This window comes from Aquirufa sp. 5-AUSEE-100C1, assembly GCF_054558655.1.
The window spans coordinates 844366-859814 of sequence record NZ_JBPXKO010000001.1 but is presented as its reverse complement, the minus strand read 5'-3'; the positions used below and the strand labels follow the sequence as shown (position 1 = coordinate 859814).

Genomic DNA, 15449 nt, shown 5'->3' with positions numbered 1-15449 from the left:
GATTTGAACTGTAGAGACGCGATACATCGCGTCTTTTTTATTTGAATTAGACGCAAGGTATTGCGTCTCTACAAATTGTAGGTTTTCAAATTCGTTGGTAGAAAGGTGGATTTGAACTGTAGAGACGCGATACATCGCGTCTTTTTTATTTGAATTAGACGCAAGGTATTGCGTCTCTACAAATTGTAGGTTTTCAAATTCGTTGGTAGAAAGGTGGATTTGAACTGTAGAGACGAGAAACATCGCGTCTTTTTGTTTGAGTTAGACGCAAGGTATTGCGTCTCTACAAATTGTAGGTTTTCAAATTCGTTGGTAGAAAGGTGGATTTGAACTGTAGAGACGCGATACTTCGCGTCTTTTTAATTTGAATTAGACGAAAGGTATTGCGTCTCTACAACATACTTAATCAAAAAATCGCCTATTTTAACATATTGGAACGACTAGTGACTAGCGACTTACAGCTCCGTGTCATGTGGCCCCGCCGGGAATCGAACCCGGATCTAGCGTTTAGGAAACGCCTATTCTATCCGTTGAACTACAGCGCCAAAATATGTTTGTAAAGATACAAAACCCCAAGAACTTATTTGTCGGATTATTTTTTAGGAAAAGTTGTGATTTTACAACTTATGCGAATATGCATTCTAATAAATTTGCCATTGAATTCAATGTCAAATTGGATTTAGAACACGGAGTCAGAAAAAGCCTTGAATTCTTAATTCGAGGTTTTTTTGTTTTTAAGCAGTTTCGAAAGGTAGGTTGTTTCGATGTTTAGAAAAGAGGCTAGGTATTTATTCTTGACTCTGGTCAATAAATAAGGGTATTTTTTTTCAATATACTCAATACGTTCGCAAGCTGTCAAAGTCCTCAAAAATTCACACTGATTCTCAAATTCACACAGATTATGGAATAATTCATGAACGGAGAAGAGCGCAAAACTTGTTGATTTTTCAATCAAAAAATTATATGTTTTTCGATCAGTTCCATACACTACGCAATCTTCCAAGGCCTCAAAATTTTCACGGGATGGGTTACCGTAATGAAAGCTATTCGCATTGCTTAAAAAATCACCTTCTTTAGCAAACCATGTCGTAATTTCCTTATTTTCTATTGTCCTGAAAATTCGAATCAGCCCTTTTTCAACATAGTATAATTTATCACATTGTTCCCCTTCTTGTAGTAGAAATTCCCCTTTCTTGATTTTTTTCGAAAAAGATAATTCGATGATCCAGTCGATAAATTGATTTGATTTTCCCAGTTTGAAATATTCACTGGATAAAAATTTTTCTCCAACTTTCATGATGGGTATATAGATGCTTTTTATTCCTAGCAGCAAAACCAGGATTTGGTTAACAATGACCAAATATATTATTTTTCTGGGTCATACCCATCATTGTAACCCATTAAGTGATTGGTATCCAACCAATTTGGGAAAATTTGAAAGTGTTTTTCCTTAATGATTTCCATCACCATCTCCCGTAATTCAGCCAAATTTGATCGTTGTTCAGCTGATATAAAAACGGTTTTAGGCGTATTAGTTTGCCAGTGCGATTGCTTCAGGAATCGAGTCACGCGCTCCATTTTGGTTAGTTCGGGCTCACCATTCTCATCCACGGCAGCGCCTTCGAAGAATACATCTTCTACCTTGTATAAATCAATCTTATTAAATACGAGGATTGTGGGTTTATCGCCCGCACCCATCTCATTCAAAATACCCTGAACCACTTCGATTTGCTCCTCAAAATTGGGGTGTGAGATATCCACTACGTGCAATAAGACATCCGCCTCGCGCACCTCATCCAACGTCGATTTAAATGATTCGATCAGTAGGGTAGGTAGCTTACGAATAAATCCTACCGTATCCGTTAATAAGAAGGGAATTCCATCCCAAACGACTTTTCTAACCGTAGAATCGACCGTGGCAAACAATTTGTTTTCAGCAAATACATCCGCTTTAGCCAGTTTGGTCATCAAGGTCGATTTACCTACGTTGGTATATCCCACTAAAGAAACACGCACCATACGATCCCGGTGTTTTCGCTGCGTGTACGATTGCTTATCAATCGCCGCCAATTTATCCTTTAAGAAGGCAATTCGGTCATTGGCAATACGTCGGTCGGTCTCCAATTCCTTTTCACCTGGACCACGCATCCCCACACCCCCACGTTGCTTGGAAAGGTGAGACCACATACGGGTCAAACGGGGTAGCATATATTGATATTGCGCCAGTTCCACTTGCGTACGAGCCTGAACCGTCTGTGCTCTTTGCGCGAAAATGTTCAGGATTAATAAACTGCGGTCCAATACCTTGATTTCTTTTCCTAGGAGGGAAATCGTTAATTCAATGTTTCGAACTTGTGAAGGACTTAAATCATCATCAAATATCATGATGTCCACATCTTTGGCAATCACATAGGCGATGATATCATCCAATTTTCCCTTACCCACATAGGTACGGTTATCAGGTTTGGCTAAGTTTTGGGTAAAGCTCGCCAAAGTCACCACCCCAGATGTGGATGCTAAAAACGCTAACTCTGCCAAATATTCCGCGGTTTGCGTCGCATTTTGCTTCTGCGATGTCACAGCCACGAGTACCGCGGTTTCCTGTTCTACTCCTGTACTAAATCCGTTTTCCTCCTTCATATTTGATGCTAAAAAAAGCCTTCCTGTTAAGAAAGGCTTTTTTGGCGAATATAGTTCCAATTATAAACTTTGAATCAATTTTTGGTTCAAGGTTACGTAATCTTCATTCTTTCCTTCTTTCGCTAAAGCCATCGATTTTTCAGCACTTGCTTTCGCGCTTGCCTTATCGCCACTCTTTGCTTGAATCTTTGCCTGCAAGTGTAAAATCCAATAGGCATTTGGATTAGCCTCAACTGCCTTTCCAACCCACTCCAAGGCTTTCTTCAAATCACGACCTGTCTCGAAGTAGTACGATGCTGCCTCGAAATAAGGACGAGAATCTACTGTCATCGCTTTCTCAATCGAAGCCGCAATCTTCGCATCAATTTCCGTTTCTACCGGAATAGATACCGATGCCTTTTCCCAAGATAAAACCATATCCATCTTGTTGGCAATTACATTCGCGAAGTGAATCGTGAATGACTCGACCGACTGTGGTAATGCTGTCGCAGCTAATTTAACTTTTAACACATCTTCCTCCGGCTTGTAGTTAAACACTCCATTGGTTCCCTTGTTGAAGAGAATCTCCCAGGAGAATTGTGAGGGGATAGTCAATAGCTGGTAAGTACCCGCTTTCAACGCTTGACCTGCAATCTTTACGTCTTCACCAAATGTTATGGTCGTTGGAGAATTAGCTCCTGTACGCCAAACTTTTCCGAAAGGAACCACATCTCCAAAGATCTTACGGCCTTTGATAACCGGACGCGAATATTTTACCTCAACGAATGACAATGAAAAGTCCTGTTTGATGCTTTGTGCAGGACTAGGTGCAGGTGTTTTAATGCCTTGGGCGAAAGCACCTGTCGAAATAACCCATAAAACGATCAACAATACTTTTTTCATGATTAAGCGGATAATGCTTCTGCTCCTCCTACGATCTCAAGGATCTCCTTCGTAATAGCAGCTTGGCGTGAACGGTTATACTCTAATTTCAATGCCTTGATTAACTCACCCGCATTATCTGTCGCCTTATCCATCGCCGTCATACGTGCACCATGCTCAGAGGCATTGGATTCTAATAAGGCACGGAAAACAGATAATTTCACTGACTTTGGAATCAATTCATTAATGATTTGCTCCTCAGATGGTTCAAAGATGTAATCTACATTGGATGCATTCGCAGCCGAATCAGTACTTTCCTGTAAAGGAAGCAATTGCTCCGTGCGAATGATTTGCGTCGCCACGTTTTTAAACTCGTTGAAAATCAATTCCACCACATCGTATTTACCAGCTGCGAAATCAGCTAAGATTTCATCACCCACCACACGAACTTTGTTGAAATTCAAACCCGCGAAGATTTCTGTATGCGCTGTATTCAATTTGTACCCACGACGACCTAAGTATTCAGCTCCTTTTTTGCCAAGAGTTAACACTTCAACCTTACCAGCTGCATGCAGATCGGCATATTTTTCTTGAATCAATGCTATGGTTGCTTTACCAATGTTCGCATTGAATGCACCACAAAGACCACGATCTGAAGTGACCACCAAGATTAACACATTGTTCACCGGACGAACCTGGGTGAAAACGTTCTCTTGACCCGCTTCTGTTTTGGCAGAAACCGTTGCAATCATCTCAGCGAGTTTCTTCGCATAAGGACGCATTTGTGTGATGGCGTCCGTGGCACGACGCAATTTTGCCGCCGAAACCATTTTCATGGCCTTGGTGATTTGCTGCGTCGAGTTTACGGATACAATTCTATTTCTTACTTCTTTTAAGGAAGCCATACAAATCTAATTTTTATACTGCGTATTTAGCTGCTACTTCATTACCCACACGCTTCAATGTCGCTGTTAGGGTATCATCAAATTTACCTTGACCCAAAGCGTCTAATGTCGCTTTTTCTGTCGCACGTAATACCTGAATGAAATCTTGCTCGAACTCACGAACCTTGTCAACGGGTACTTTATCCAAGTTACCTGTCGTTGCCAAATAAATCATCGCTACTTGATCTTCCACACGTTGCGGAGCAAACTGAGGTTGCTTCAACATCTCCAAGTTACGACGACCACGTTCAATCGTTAATTTCGTCGAGGCATCTAAATCAGAACCAAACTTCGCGAAAGCTTCTAACTCACGGAATTGTGCTTGATCCAATTTCAATGTACCAGCTACTTTCTTCATCGACTTGATTTGCGCGTTACCACCCACACGTGATACCGAAATACCTACGTTGATCGCTGGACGAATACCCGCATTGAATAAGTTGGTCTCCAAGAAGATCTGACCATCCGTAATCGAAATTACGTTGGTTGGAATATACGCCGAAACGTCACCCGCTTGTGTTTCAATAATTGGAAGGGCCGTTAAGCTACCGCCACCTTTCACGATGCCTTTGATTGACTCTGGCAAGTCGTTCATGTTACGCGCGATTTCGTCCGAGTTGTTGATCTTCGCCGCACGCTCCAATAAACGGGAGTGTAAGTAGAATACGTCACCTGGGTACGCCTCACGTCCTGGTGGACGACGTAACAACAAGGAAACTTCACGGTAAGCTACCGCTTGTTTTGATAAGTCATCATACACAACTAAGGCTGGACGACCTGTATCACGGAAGAATTCACCGATCGCAGCACCTGTAAACGGAGCGTAGAATTGCATTGGAGCAGGATCTGCAGCCGTCGCCGAAACGATTACCGTGTAATCCATCGCACCTGCTTTGCGTAATGTTTGCTCAACTTGCTTCACGGTCGAAGCTTTTTGACCAATCGCTACATAAATACAGAATACAGGCTCTCCCTTATCGTAGAATTCTTTTTGATTAATGATTGTATCGATACAAACTGCTGTTTTACCAGTTTGACGGTCACCGATTACCAACTCACGTTGGCCACGACCTACCGGAATCATCGCATCAATCGCCTTGATACCTGATTGCAAAGGTTCGGTTACCGGTTGACGGAAAATTACTCCCGGAGCCTTACGCTCCAATGGCATTTCGTACAAAGTACCAGCAATAGGGCCATTTCCATCGATTGGCTCACCAAGCGTGTTTACCACACGACCTAAAATTCCATCACCCACTTTAACCGAGGCAATTAAATTGGTACGCTTAACGGTATCACCTTCTTTGATTTGGCTAGAGTCACCTAAAAGTACAGCTCCTACGTTGTCTTCCTCCAAGTTCAATGCCAAGGCTTTTAAACCGTTTTCGAAAACGATCAACTCACCTGCTTGTACATTGGATAATCCATAAATACGAGCCACACCATCACCCACTTGGAGTACAGTGCCTATTTCTTCTAATTCTGCTTGAGTTTTCGCTTGAGATAATTGTTCTCTCAAAATTGCCGAAACCTCATCTGGTCTTACTGATGCCATACTAAAGTTTTATGAAGAGTTTAATTTTTTACTAGATAATTTCGGGTGCAAAATTAGTCATGAAATTTGAATATTCCCATAACTTTATCAAAAAATGACCTTAATCATAAGACTTTTTTTAGATTCTTATTTGTTGGGATAATTTCACTCTGTTAAATGCCGTTAAAATTGTTGAGTGAGCCGACATTTTCGTGTATCTTCGAAACTTTATTAGTATTAAAACGACAACTATGCAATTGACTTTCTTTCGTGCTGCGCTCTTAGCCAGTCTATCATTTATGTCTTTGGTGACTTATGCTCAAACAAATTCAAAGGCTAAGCCCAAAACCAAACCTAAGTTGACTATTTCGGTTACGAAAGTCCCTGTCAAGGAATTTAATTCAACCATTGATTCTGTTTCCTATGCAGTTGGTGTTTTGGTTGCCCAAAATTTCAAATCGCAAAAGGTAAGCCTTAATCCAGAAATGGTCGCGAAAGGATTCGCATCCGTGACTTCGGGAGGTACTTTGTTGATCAATGAGCAAGAATGCCAAAGCGTTATGAATAATTTCATGATGAAAAACCAACAAGCTCAAATGGCTGAGCAGGCTAAACAATATGAACCGAATCGAATTGCCGGAGAAAAGTTCTTAGCAGACAATAAAAAGAAAGATTCCGTGATTACCACCGCTTCCGGCTTGCAGTACAAAGTAATCAAGATGGGAGATGGTCCTAAGCCAACAGCGGCTGATAAAGTTAAAACGCATTACCATGGAACTTTAATCGATGGAACCATCTTCGATTCGTCAGTACAACGTGGCGAACCTGTTTCATTTCCCGTATCAGGCGTAATTCCTGGTTGGGTTGAGGCGCTTCAATTAATGCCTGTAGGGTCGAAATTTAAATTATTCATTCCTCAAGAACTTGCATACGGAATTCGCGGGGGTGGTCAAACAATCAAGCCATATTCAGCGTTGATTTTTGAAGTTGAATTGTTAGCTATCGAAAAAGAATAAATATGAAAAGGATACTTCCGATCTTAATTCCACTTTCACTTTTGGTCGCGGTTTTTCTTCATGGAAAAACACAAGGGAAACTTGAGGTGGCTACGTACCAACAAGGTGAATTACAGCCATCTGAGACACAAAAGAAAGTGGAGCGTTTGGTGTTTGGTATCTTAAGCAATTACCATTATCGGAAAGTGCCTGTCAATGATTCCTTGTCTTCAAAAATTTTTGATGCCTATCTGAAAGATTTGGATCCCAATAAAGTGTATTTTTTGGCTTCAGACATTGAGGAAATTGAGAAATATCGATTTACGATTGATGAGCAATTGAATCTGGGGGACTTGACATCCGCATTTCAGATCTACAATTTATATCAAAAACGATTGATGGAACGCTTTGCCTATGTGGAGAAAATCATCAAGCAGCCGATGGATTTCAGCATCGATGAAAGCTATCAACCGGATCGTGAAAAAGCGCCTTGGGCTAAATCGACCGCAGAACTCGATGACTATTGGCGCAAGGATGTGAAACGTCAATTGTTGGACTGGAAGATCGGGGGTAAAGCAGATACGACCGCAACGCGTGAGTTAAGCGATCGTTACAAGCGTTCCGCAAAATACATGGCTCGTACCCGAGCAGAAGATGTTTTTCAATTGTTCATGAATGCCTACACGGAAAGTATTGACCCACATACGTCTTACATGATTCCGAAAACCGCTCAGGAATTCAACAAGGACATGGCGCAGAGTTTTGAGGGGATTGGTGCTACGCTTCGTTTGGAGGGTGATTATGTGACGATTCAAGATTTGGTTCCTGGCGGTCCTGCCTTCCGTTCCAAACAAATTAACCCGAAAGATCGAATTGTCGGCGTAGCGCAAGGGGATGATGGAGCCTTCGTCGATGTAATCGGTTGGTTTACGGATGATGCGGTTAAGTTGATCCGTGGCCCGAAAGGCACCGTGGTTCGCTTAAAGATTTTAGCAGGTTCGGGTGTGACGGGTTCGCCAACATCCGAAGTACGCATCGTTCGGGAGAAAATCAAACTGGAAGAGCAAACAGCCAAAAAAGAAGTATTGCAATTCAAACAAGGTCCTAACACCTTTAAGCTTGGGTTAATTACCATCCCGATGTTCTATCGTGATTTCGAAGGGGCTCGCAAGCGTGAGGCTGATTTCAAGTCAACTTCGGCCGATGTACGTAAGTTTTTGAATGAGTTTAAGCAGGAGGGAATCGATGGTCTCGTGATTGATCTTCGCAATAACGGAGGCGGTTCACTAACTGAAGCAGTCGAACTAACGGGTTTATTCATTCCGAAAGGTCCCGTGGTACAACGGAAACAATCAGATGGTAAGATTTCCCAGGAAGTAGACCGTGACCCAGTTCAAGTCTATGACGGTCCCATGGCCATCATGATTAACCGTTTCTCTGCATCGGCTTCCGAGATTTTTGCCGCTGCGATTCAAGACTATAAACGTGGAATTATCGTTGGAGAACAGTCTTATGGAAAAGGAACGGTACAGTCTGTGATTGATTTAGATAATTACATGGATGAGAAAGATCCCGCAGGCCAGTTGAAAATTACCTTGGAGAAATTCTACCGTGTGAATGGTTCATCGACACAGCATAAGGGCGTGAGTCCAGATTTTGCCTTACCATCTGCCTTCTCTGCTGAAGAGTATGGCGAAAGTTCTCAGCCATCGGCTTTGCCTTGGGATATGATTCCGACGACTTCATTTACCCCGACAAACAATATTGTAGGGCCAACGATGAGTCAATTGAAGTCGGCATTTCAAACTCGATTAAAAACCAAGCCAGATTTGATTAAACTGAAGCAGGATTTTGAGCGATGGAAAAAAATCAAGGAGCAAAATTCCATTTCCTTGAATATGGAGAAGCGCAAGAAGGAATTAGATGATCAAAAGAAAAAACCGGATGAATCGCAAGCGGTCATGGATGCTTTAGGAGCTAGCGAAGAATCAGAAACGGATAAGGCAAAGAAGGAAAAATCGGGCGATAAGCATGCGAAAGATGCCTATCTAAAAGAAACCCAACAAATTTTGTCGGATTGGATTTCAGCAGGTGCGCGCAAAATTGCCAAGGTTCAATGATCGATTTGTCTCAAATCCTCGAAAATGCCAAGCCCCTCGTTCGCGAGACAGGGCAGTGGATTCAATCCATGGTCAATACCATTGGGGAGTCGGATATACAGTACAAGGGGACCAATGATCTGGTGTCTTTTGTAGACCAACAAGCGGAATCCCGTTTAAAGGAAGGCCTTTCTCGTATTTTTCCAGAAGCCGGTTTTGTGGCGGAAGAGAGTGCCTCGGATTACAGTGAGGTAGGAGATGGCTATTATTGGGTAATAGATCCCTTGGATGGAACAACCAATTTCTTGCATCGTTTGCCTATTTATGCTGTTTCGGTCGGTTTGATTTATAAGAAACAAGCCATTTTAGGCTTGATTTATGAACCCAACCGGGATGAGTTATTTTATGCGGCAAAAGGGAAGGGGGCTTATTTGAATGAGCGTCGGATACAGGTTTCTCAACAAGCCTCAATGAGTAAGAGTTTATTAGCGACAGGTTTTCCTTATTATGATTTTTCTTACCAAGACCGATACTTGGCTTTATTGAAGGAATTAATGCGGACCTCCCATGGCTTACGTCGGATGGGTGCTGCGGCGATTGACTTAGCTTACACGGCCTGTGGGCGATTTGAGGGATTTTTTGAGGCAAATTTAAAGCCTTGGGATGTAGCTGCTGGAAAGATCATCATCGAGGAAGCTGGTGGTCGGGTTACCAATTTCAAAGGTGGAGAAGATGTCATCTTTGAAGGAGAAATTATCGGGGCAGGTCCAATTTTTGATGAATTTTTAGGAACTTTACAAGCCCAATGGTTTGTTGACTAGACATGGAACAAATAATCATCTTCTTGGTGTTTGCTGCGGCGATCTTTTACCTAGGTCGTTTAGTTTATCGTCAATTCTGGGGCAGTTCAGCTGGTCAATGCGCCAAGGGCTGCGGAACCTGTGCGGCAAGTTCACTCGATAAAATCGAATCCATTGAAAGATAAGGAAAGCGGTAAAATCATTGATTTACAGATTATTCGACGGATTTATGGCTTCATTAAGCCTTATCAAATTCGCTTTTGGTTTCTCGTTTTTTTGATTCTATGCATGGCGAGCGTTTCGCCCATTATTCCCTTATTAATTCGTTTTACTCTAGATAATTATGTGAATGTGGATCAGATTCAGGATTTGCTTCGCATGTTCTTTATTATGATTGCCGTACTGTTAACCCAAACAGGTTTGCAATTTTCAACGAGTTACATGGCGGGTTATTTGGGTCAAACTGTCATCCGAGATATTCGTGTTCAACTCTACACCAAGATTGTTGATTTGAAATTAGCCTTTTTTGATGCGACGCCGATTGGGCGTTTGGTGACGCGAACAGTTTCAGATATCGAAACCTTGAACGACGTCTTTTCGGAGGGTTTGGCGTCTATTGCAGGTGATTTATTGCAACTGTTTTTGATTATTGGGGTCATGTTTTACACCGACTGGCGTTTAAGTTTGGTGATTATTGCCACGGTTCCTTTCATGGTTTTTTCTACCTATGTGTTTAAGGAATACATCAAAAAATCATTTAATGAGGTACGTCTTGCGGTGGCGAATTTGAATTCATTTGTGCAAGAGCATATTTCGGGTATGATGATTGTTCAATTGTTTCATGCCGAAAAGCGTGAGTTGGCCAAGTTCAATCAGATTAACCAAGAACATCGGGATGCCAATATTCGGGGTATTCTGGCCTATTCAGTTTATTTTCCCGTGGCGGATGTGATTTCAGCCGTGGCATCCGGTTTGGTAGTTTGGATGGCATCGACGTACATTTTGAAAGAGGAAATTACGGTGGGTACATTGACGGCCTTTGTGATGTTTATTAATTTATTCTTTCGCCCTATCCGTATGTTGGCCGATCGATTTAATACCCTTCAGATGGGTATCGTGTCTACCGAGCGAATTTTGACCTTACTGGATTCAACGGATTACATTCAAAATAATGGAACGCTTTTGGCGGATGAACTCCAAGGGGACATCGAGTTTGATCAAGTTAGTTTTGCCTATAACGAGCCCGAATGGGTGGTCAAGCAGGTGAAGTTTAAGGTAGCAGCAGGGAAGACTTTGGCTATCGTAGGTGCCACGGGCGCTGGGAAATCTTCCATTATCGGGCTGTTAAGCCGTATGTATGATTGCCAAAAAGGGGAGATTCGAATCGATGGAATCGCCTTGCCAGATTATGAGATTCATAGCCTGCGTAAGCATATCGGAGTTGTTTTGCAGGATGTATTTCTGTTTAGCGCCTCCATTGCTTATAATATACATTTGGGAGATAGCTCCATTTCTCAAGATAAAATCGAGGAGGCAGCTAAAGCGGTGGGTGTGCACGACTTTATCATGTCTTTGCCGGGTGGCTATGATTATGAAGTAATGGAGCGCGGGGCAACATTGAGTGTGGGCCAGCGGCAATTGATTTCATTTGTTCGTGCCATGGTACACGACCCCAAAATCATTATTTTGGATGAAGCAACTTCTTCGGTCGACTCGGAATCAGAGGCCATGATTCAGCAGGCTATCGCAACCTTAATGAAGGGTAGGACGGCGGTTGTGATTGCCCACCGTTTATCAACTATTCGAAATGCACATCAAATTTTGGTGATGGATAAAGGGGAAATAAAGGAACGAGGCACGCATGGGGCTTTGTTGAAGAAGGATGGCTTGTATGCTCAATTGTATCATTTACAATTTAGTCGCAATTAATCCGTATATTTGGGGCTTATGAAATTGAAAAATTATTTATTAGTTGGTTTTATTGCTCTACTCGGATTGAGTTCGTGCGGTAAGTTTGAGAAGTTCCGTAAGAGTGCGAGTTTGCCTATGAAATACAAGGCAGCTGTTGATTATTACAAAAAGAAGGATTTTGATAAGGCGGGTATCTTGTTTGATGAGATTTTACCTTTAATGAAGGGCGATTCTACGCAAGAAATGGCCACCTATTATCAAGCCTATTGTGATTTTAATCTGGGTAATTATACCTTGGCCAATGCTCATTTTAAGAAGTTTTACGAGGTTTTTTCTCGGAGTGAATATGCAGAGGAGGCGATATACATGTCGGCCTTCTCCCTTTACAAAGACTCCCCCAATTTCAATTTAGATCAGACGGGAACCTTAACGGCTATCAATGAATTACAGAGTTATCTGAATAATTATCCGGATACGAAGTTCAAGGAAGAATGTTCAAACATGATTAAGGAGCTTCGTCGTAAATTGGAGCGCAAGGCCTACGAGAAAGCTAAATTGTATCACAAAACATCGCCATTTAATATTGCTTCATTGAAATCTTCGGTGATTGAGATTACCAATTTTCAGCGCGATTTCCCGGATTCGGATTACAATGAAGAAATGGCCTATCTAAAGGTTTTGGCTCAATTCGATTTGGCGAATAGTACGATTGAATCGAAACAAAAAGAACGTTTTTCGGATGCATCTAAATTTTATTTGGAGCTTGTCGATAAATATCCGAACAGTTCCTACTTGAAGGATGCGGAGAAAATGTACGAAAAGAGTAACAAAGAAGTGGAACGTATCGCCAAACTGGAGGCAGAGCAAAAAGCCTTACTCGAGAAAGAGAAGTCGAATACGGGTAAATTGACCACGAGTCCTCAGTAGTATATTTCAGAAAATTAACTTACTTTTGCAATCTTAATTTAAAAATCAAAGAGATGTCTAAGATCCAAACCAATCCATCGATCATTACGCGTGATGTAGATAAAATTGCTGCCAAGACAGGTAATACATATGAGTCTATTTCCATTATTGGACAACGTGCTCGTCAGATTTCAAGCAAGATGAAAGAGGAATTATCAGGTAAATTATCTGAGTTTGCTTCTTCTGTAGATAATTTAGAGGAGATTTTCGAAAACCGTGAGCAGATCGAAATTTCTAAGTATTACGAGCGTATGCCAAAGCCAAGTGCAATTGCTATTGATGAATTTTTGGCTGATAAAGTTGATTTCAGATCTCGTACAGAGGGAACAGACGAAAACTAAACTTTTTTCGTTTGATTTCATATGAAATCTCTTCGCATCGTATTATTCGCGATTTTATGTCTCAGTTCTTGGGTGCTAAAAGCCCAAGAACTACAGGCAACCGTCACCATCAATACCGAGCAATTGCAGCTCGATCAGCAGCGAGGTAGCTCGCAAATTTACACCGAACTTCAGCGTACACTTCAAGATTTTTTGTCCAACCGCCGTTGGTCGAATGATAATTTCGCACCTGAAGAAAAAATCAAAGTCAACATCAATCTATTGCTTACTAAAGCAAGCTCCCAAGGCGATTTTGAGGCGAATGCGCGCGTTCAGGTTTTACGTCCCGTTTTTGGGACATCCTATGAAACGATTATCCTCAACATGGTCGATAAAAGTTTCAATTTTAAATACCAATTAGGAAATCCGATTACCTATAATGACAATAGTTTCATTGATAATATTAGCTCATTAATGGCCTATTACGCCTATTTGAGCTTGGCCTATCATTATGATTCGATGGGATTACGGGGCGGAGAACTTTTTGTGCAACGATTAAGTAATCTCACCAATTTAGCACAAAATTCAGGTAGTGGCTGGGGGACTGTCAACGATATTCGCTCTCGATTTGCGATTGCGGAAAACTTGATGAACCAACAGCTTCAAGCGATGCGCGATGTGACCTATAATTACCATCGATTGTACCTAGATACCTTTAAGGATAAACCCGATGAGGCACGTAAAGGTATTTTGGACTTATTAACTCAGATTCGACAAATCAATCAGATTCGTCCAGGGGCTGCTTGTATTCGCGTTTTCTTTGACGCGAAAGGGGATGAGATTTTTACGATCTTGGATGAGGCGGAGGCGTCTGATCGCCAACAAGCCTTTGCCTACTTAAGTTTGCTTGATCCGATTCGTACGGAGACCTATCGAAAGCTAATTCGGTAAATTATCAGTTTTTTGGGGGACTAATCCCATAGAACCCTTTACCTTTGGCAATCCTCCCCGGTTTGCCAAAGGTAGGTTAGGACTTCGGCTTTAATTCAAAAATCATCACCGTTTCCGTTTTATCCGATACCTTGAATCGGTTATCGATGCGATGGCCTACTATCCAAGCAACGGAACCTTTGCTCAACATCAATAAGGTAGATTTTTTAAGATTCAATGCCACTTTCTTATCGGTTAAAAAATCCGAAATTAATTTTTTGGAATTCATTCCCAAGGGGCAAAACCAGTCGCCTTCCTGTGTTTTACGAATTTCTAATGGAAACGTAAGACTATCCGCATCCAGACAGGCGATGCTAGCGTCCGTGGGAACTTTAAAATCTTCTGTCTTTTCCTCTACATAGATATTCAATTCCTGATTTCCCAAATCGATTAGCTCATCTTCTTCCTGTACGAGTATCGGCTTGTATTCCGATTGATCCTTGGGGCTGATGACCCACTGCTGGCGATCAATATTCAGCGTAAAAAGTGGCGATTCATAAATTTTCCCGACTTTATCATTCGGAAGATTTATAATTTGGGTGATTTGATCTCCATTGAATGCAAGACTTTGGAGCCAACGCTGCTGCATGACTTTTTCTTTGGCGCTCGAAGGGTTTAGCTGTACGAACAGATTATTCGCGGTATCATTTGTGATATTTGCCTCCTGCCACATCCCATATTCTTCCTGAATCCATGCCTCGATATCACGAATTCGTTCACTCGTTTGGGCTAAGGTATCCTCGAAAGCGGCATTCATTTCCTGGAACTTGGGTACGATTTCATGACGAATGAAATTGCGCTGGTATTTCGTTGATTCGTTGGAGGAATCTTCCCGCCAAGCCAAATGTTTCTCTACAACAAAATCGAATATTTGTTCTTGATTGGCAAATAACATCGGACGAATCAGATGCCCATTCTTCAAGGGAATGCCATGGAATCCCGCTAATCCGCTTCCTCGTGTCATATTAATCAAGACCGTTTCGGCGCTATCCATTTGATGGTGTGCGGTAGCGACATACTGATAGTCGAATTCCTGTCGAATCTCTTCGAACCAATTGTAACGTAGTAAACGTGCCGCCATTTGCGTAGAAATTTTCTCTTTTTCCGCAAAGGCTTTCGTATCAAATACGATGCTGTGGTAGGGAGCTTTTAATGTTTTGGCTAGTTTTTTGACGAATACTTCATCCGCCAAAGATTCCTCTCCGCGCAAACTGAAATTGACATGAGCTACCCCAAAGTTGAATTTGGCCAAGGAGAAAAGTTTTGCCAAAACCACCGAGTCTATACCACCGCTTACCGCGATGAGGATTTTATCTTCCGCTTGAAATAAATTCTCTTTTTGGACAAATTGGATGAAATCTTCCAGCATAAAATTGGTAAATTGCGCGT

General features: G+C 41.8%; 15 protein-coding genes and 1 tRNA gene. 8 read left to right on the top strand and 8 right to left on the bottom strand.

All coding sequences use genetic code 11. From position 1 onward, the window contains the following. From ACMH5P_RS03820 to atpA, 7 genes are all read right to left on the bottom strand, one after another. On the bottom strand, window positions 1-243 hold a 243-nt coding region (locus ACMH5P_RS03820), incomplete at its 3' end, for a hypothetical protein (RefSeq protein WP_459492985.1). A 230-nt stretch (window positions 244-473) separates the two neighbouring features. Beyond that, window positions 474-545 (bottom strand) — tRNA-Arg (locus ACMH5P_RS03815). A gap of 167 nt (window positions 546-712) precedes the next feature. Beyond that, window positions 713-1297, bottom strand: a complete 585-nt coding sequence (locus ACMH5P_RS03810) for a Crp/Fnr family transcriptional regulator (protein ID WP_459492984.1) — start codon at window positions 1295-1297, stop codon at window positions 713-715. Between the two features lie 68 nt (window positions 1298-1365). Next, window positions 1366-2640 (bottom strand): GTPase HflX, encoded by a 1275-nt coding sequence (gene hflX / locus ACMH5P_RS03805; protein WP_459492983.1) that lies wholly within the window; start codon window positions 2638-2640, stop codon window positions 1366-1368. A 60-nt stretch (window positions 2641-2700) separates the two neighbouring features. Continuing rightward, window positions 2701-3522, bottom strand: coding sequence for a DUF2911 domain-containing protein (locus ACMH5P_RS03800; protein ID WP_459492982.1), 822 nt, complete (start codon window positions 3520-3522; stop codon window positions 2701-2703). Between the two features lie 2 nt (window positions 3523-3524). Then, window positions 3525-4406 carry an ATP synthase F1 subunit gamma gene (gene atpG, locus ACMH5P_RS03795; RefSeq protein WP_459492981.1) on the bottom strand — a complete coding sequence of 294 codons (882 nt, stop codon included), beginning with the start codon at window positions 4404-4406 and terminating at the stop codon, window positions 3525-3527. Window positions 4407-4419: 13 nt separating this feature from the next. After that, entirely contained in the window at window positions 4420-6000 is a 1581-nt protein-coding gene (atpA, locus tag ACMH5P_RS03790) for a F0F1 ATP synthase subunit alpha (protein WP_459492980.1), read from the bottom strand. A gap of 230 nt (window positions 6001-6230) precedes the next feature. On the opposite strand from atpA, the gene ACMH5P_RS03785 reads away from it, so the two are divergent. The 8 genes from ACMH5P_RS03785 to porD all read left to right on the top strand — a co-directional run bounded on the left by ACMH5P_RS03785 (window position 6231) and on the right by porD (window position 14021). Then, entirely contained in the window at window positions 6231-6995 is a 765-nt protein-coding gene (locus tag ACMH5P_RS03785; protein ID WP_459492979.1) for an FKBP-type peptidyl-prolyl cis-trans isomerase, read from the top strand. 2 nt (window positions 6996-6997) lie between these two features. Continuing rightward, complete coding sequence (locus ACMH5P_RS03780) at window positions 6998-9094, top strand: carboxy terminal-processing peptidase (RefSeq protein WP_459492978.1); 2097 nt, start codon at window positions 6998-7000, stop codon at window positions 9092-9094. Further along, window positions 9091-9894 (top strand): inositol monophosphatase family protein, encoded by an 804-nt coding sequence (locus ACMH5P_RS03775; protein ID WP_459492977.1) that lies wholly within the window; start codon window positions 9091-9093, stop codon window positions 9892-9894. The genes ACMH5P_RS03780 and ACMH5P_RS03775 overlap by 4 nt, the downstream gene beginning before the upstream one ends. Before the next feature lie 2 nt (window positions 9895-9896). After that, window positions 9897-10058 carry a FeoB-associated Cys-rich membrane protein gene (locus ACMH5P_RS03770; RefSeq protein ID WP_459492976.1) on the top strand — a complete coding sequence of 54 codons (162 nt, stop codon included), beginning with the start codon at window positions 9897-9899 and terminating at the stop codon, window positions 10056-10058. Continuing rightward, window positions 10048-11802, top strand: a complete 1755-nt coding sequence (locus tag ACMH5P_RS03765; protein ID WP_459492975.1) for an ABC transporter ATP-binding protein — start codon at window positions 10048-10050, stop codon at window positions 11800-11802. The genes ACMH5P_RS03770 and ACMH5P_RS03765 overlap by 11 nt, the downstream gene beginning before the upstream one ends. Window positions 11803-11820: 18 nt before the next feature. Next, complete coding sequence (locus ACMH5P_RS03760; protein WP_459492974.1) at window positions 11821-12711, top strand: outer membrane protein assembly factor BamD; 891 nt, start codon at window positions 11821-11823, stop codon at window positions 12709-12711. Window positions 12712-12773: 62 nt separating this feature from the next. After that, window positions 12774-13091 (top strand): DNA-directed RNA polymerase subunit omega, encoded by a 318-nt coding sequence (locus ACMH5P_RS03755; protein WP_459492997.1) that lies wholly within the window; start codon window positions 12774-12776, stop codon window positions 13089-13091. A 21-nt stretch (window positions 13092-13112) separates the two neighbouring features. Next, on the top strand, window positions 13113-14021 hold the full coding sequence (porD, locus tag ACMH5P_RS03750) for a type IX secretion system protein PorD (protein ID WP_459492973.1): 909 nt from the start codon (window positions 13113-13115) through the stop codon (window positions 14019-14021). A gap of 76 nt (window positions 14022-14097) precedes the next feature. On the opposite strand, the gene tilS is transcribed toward porD, so the two are convergent. Then, window positions 14098-15429 (bottom strand): tRNA lysidine(34) synthetase TilS, encoded by a 1332-nt coding sequence (tilS, locus tag ACMH5P_RS03745; RefSeq protein ID WP_459492972.1) that lies wholly within the window; start codon window positions 15427-15429, stop codon window positions 14098-14100. Window positions 15430-15449: the final 20 nt, after the last annotated feature.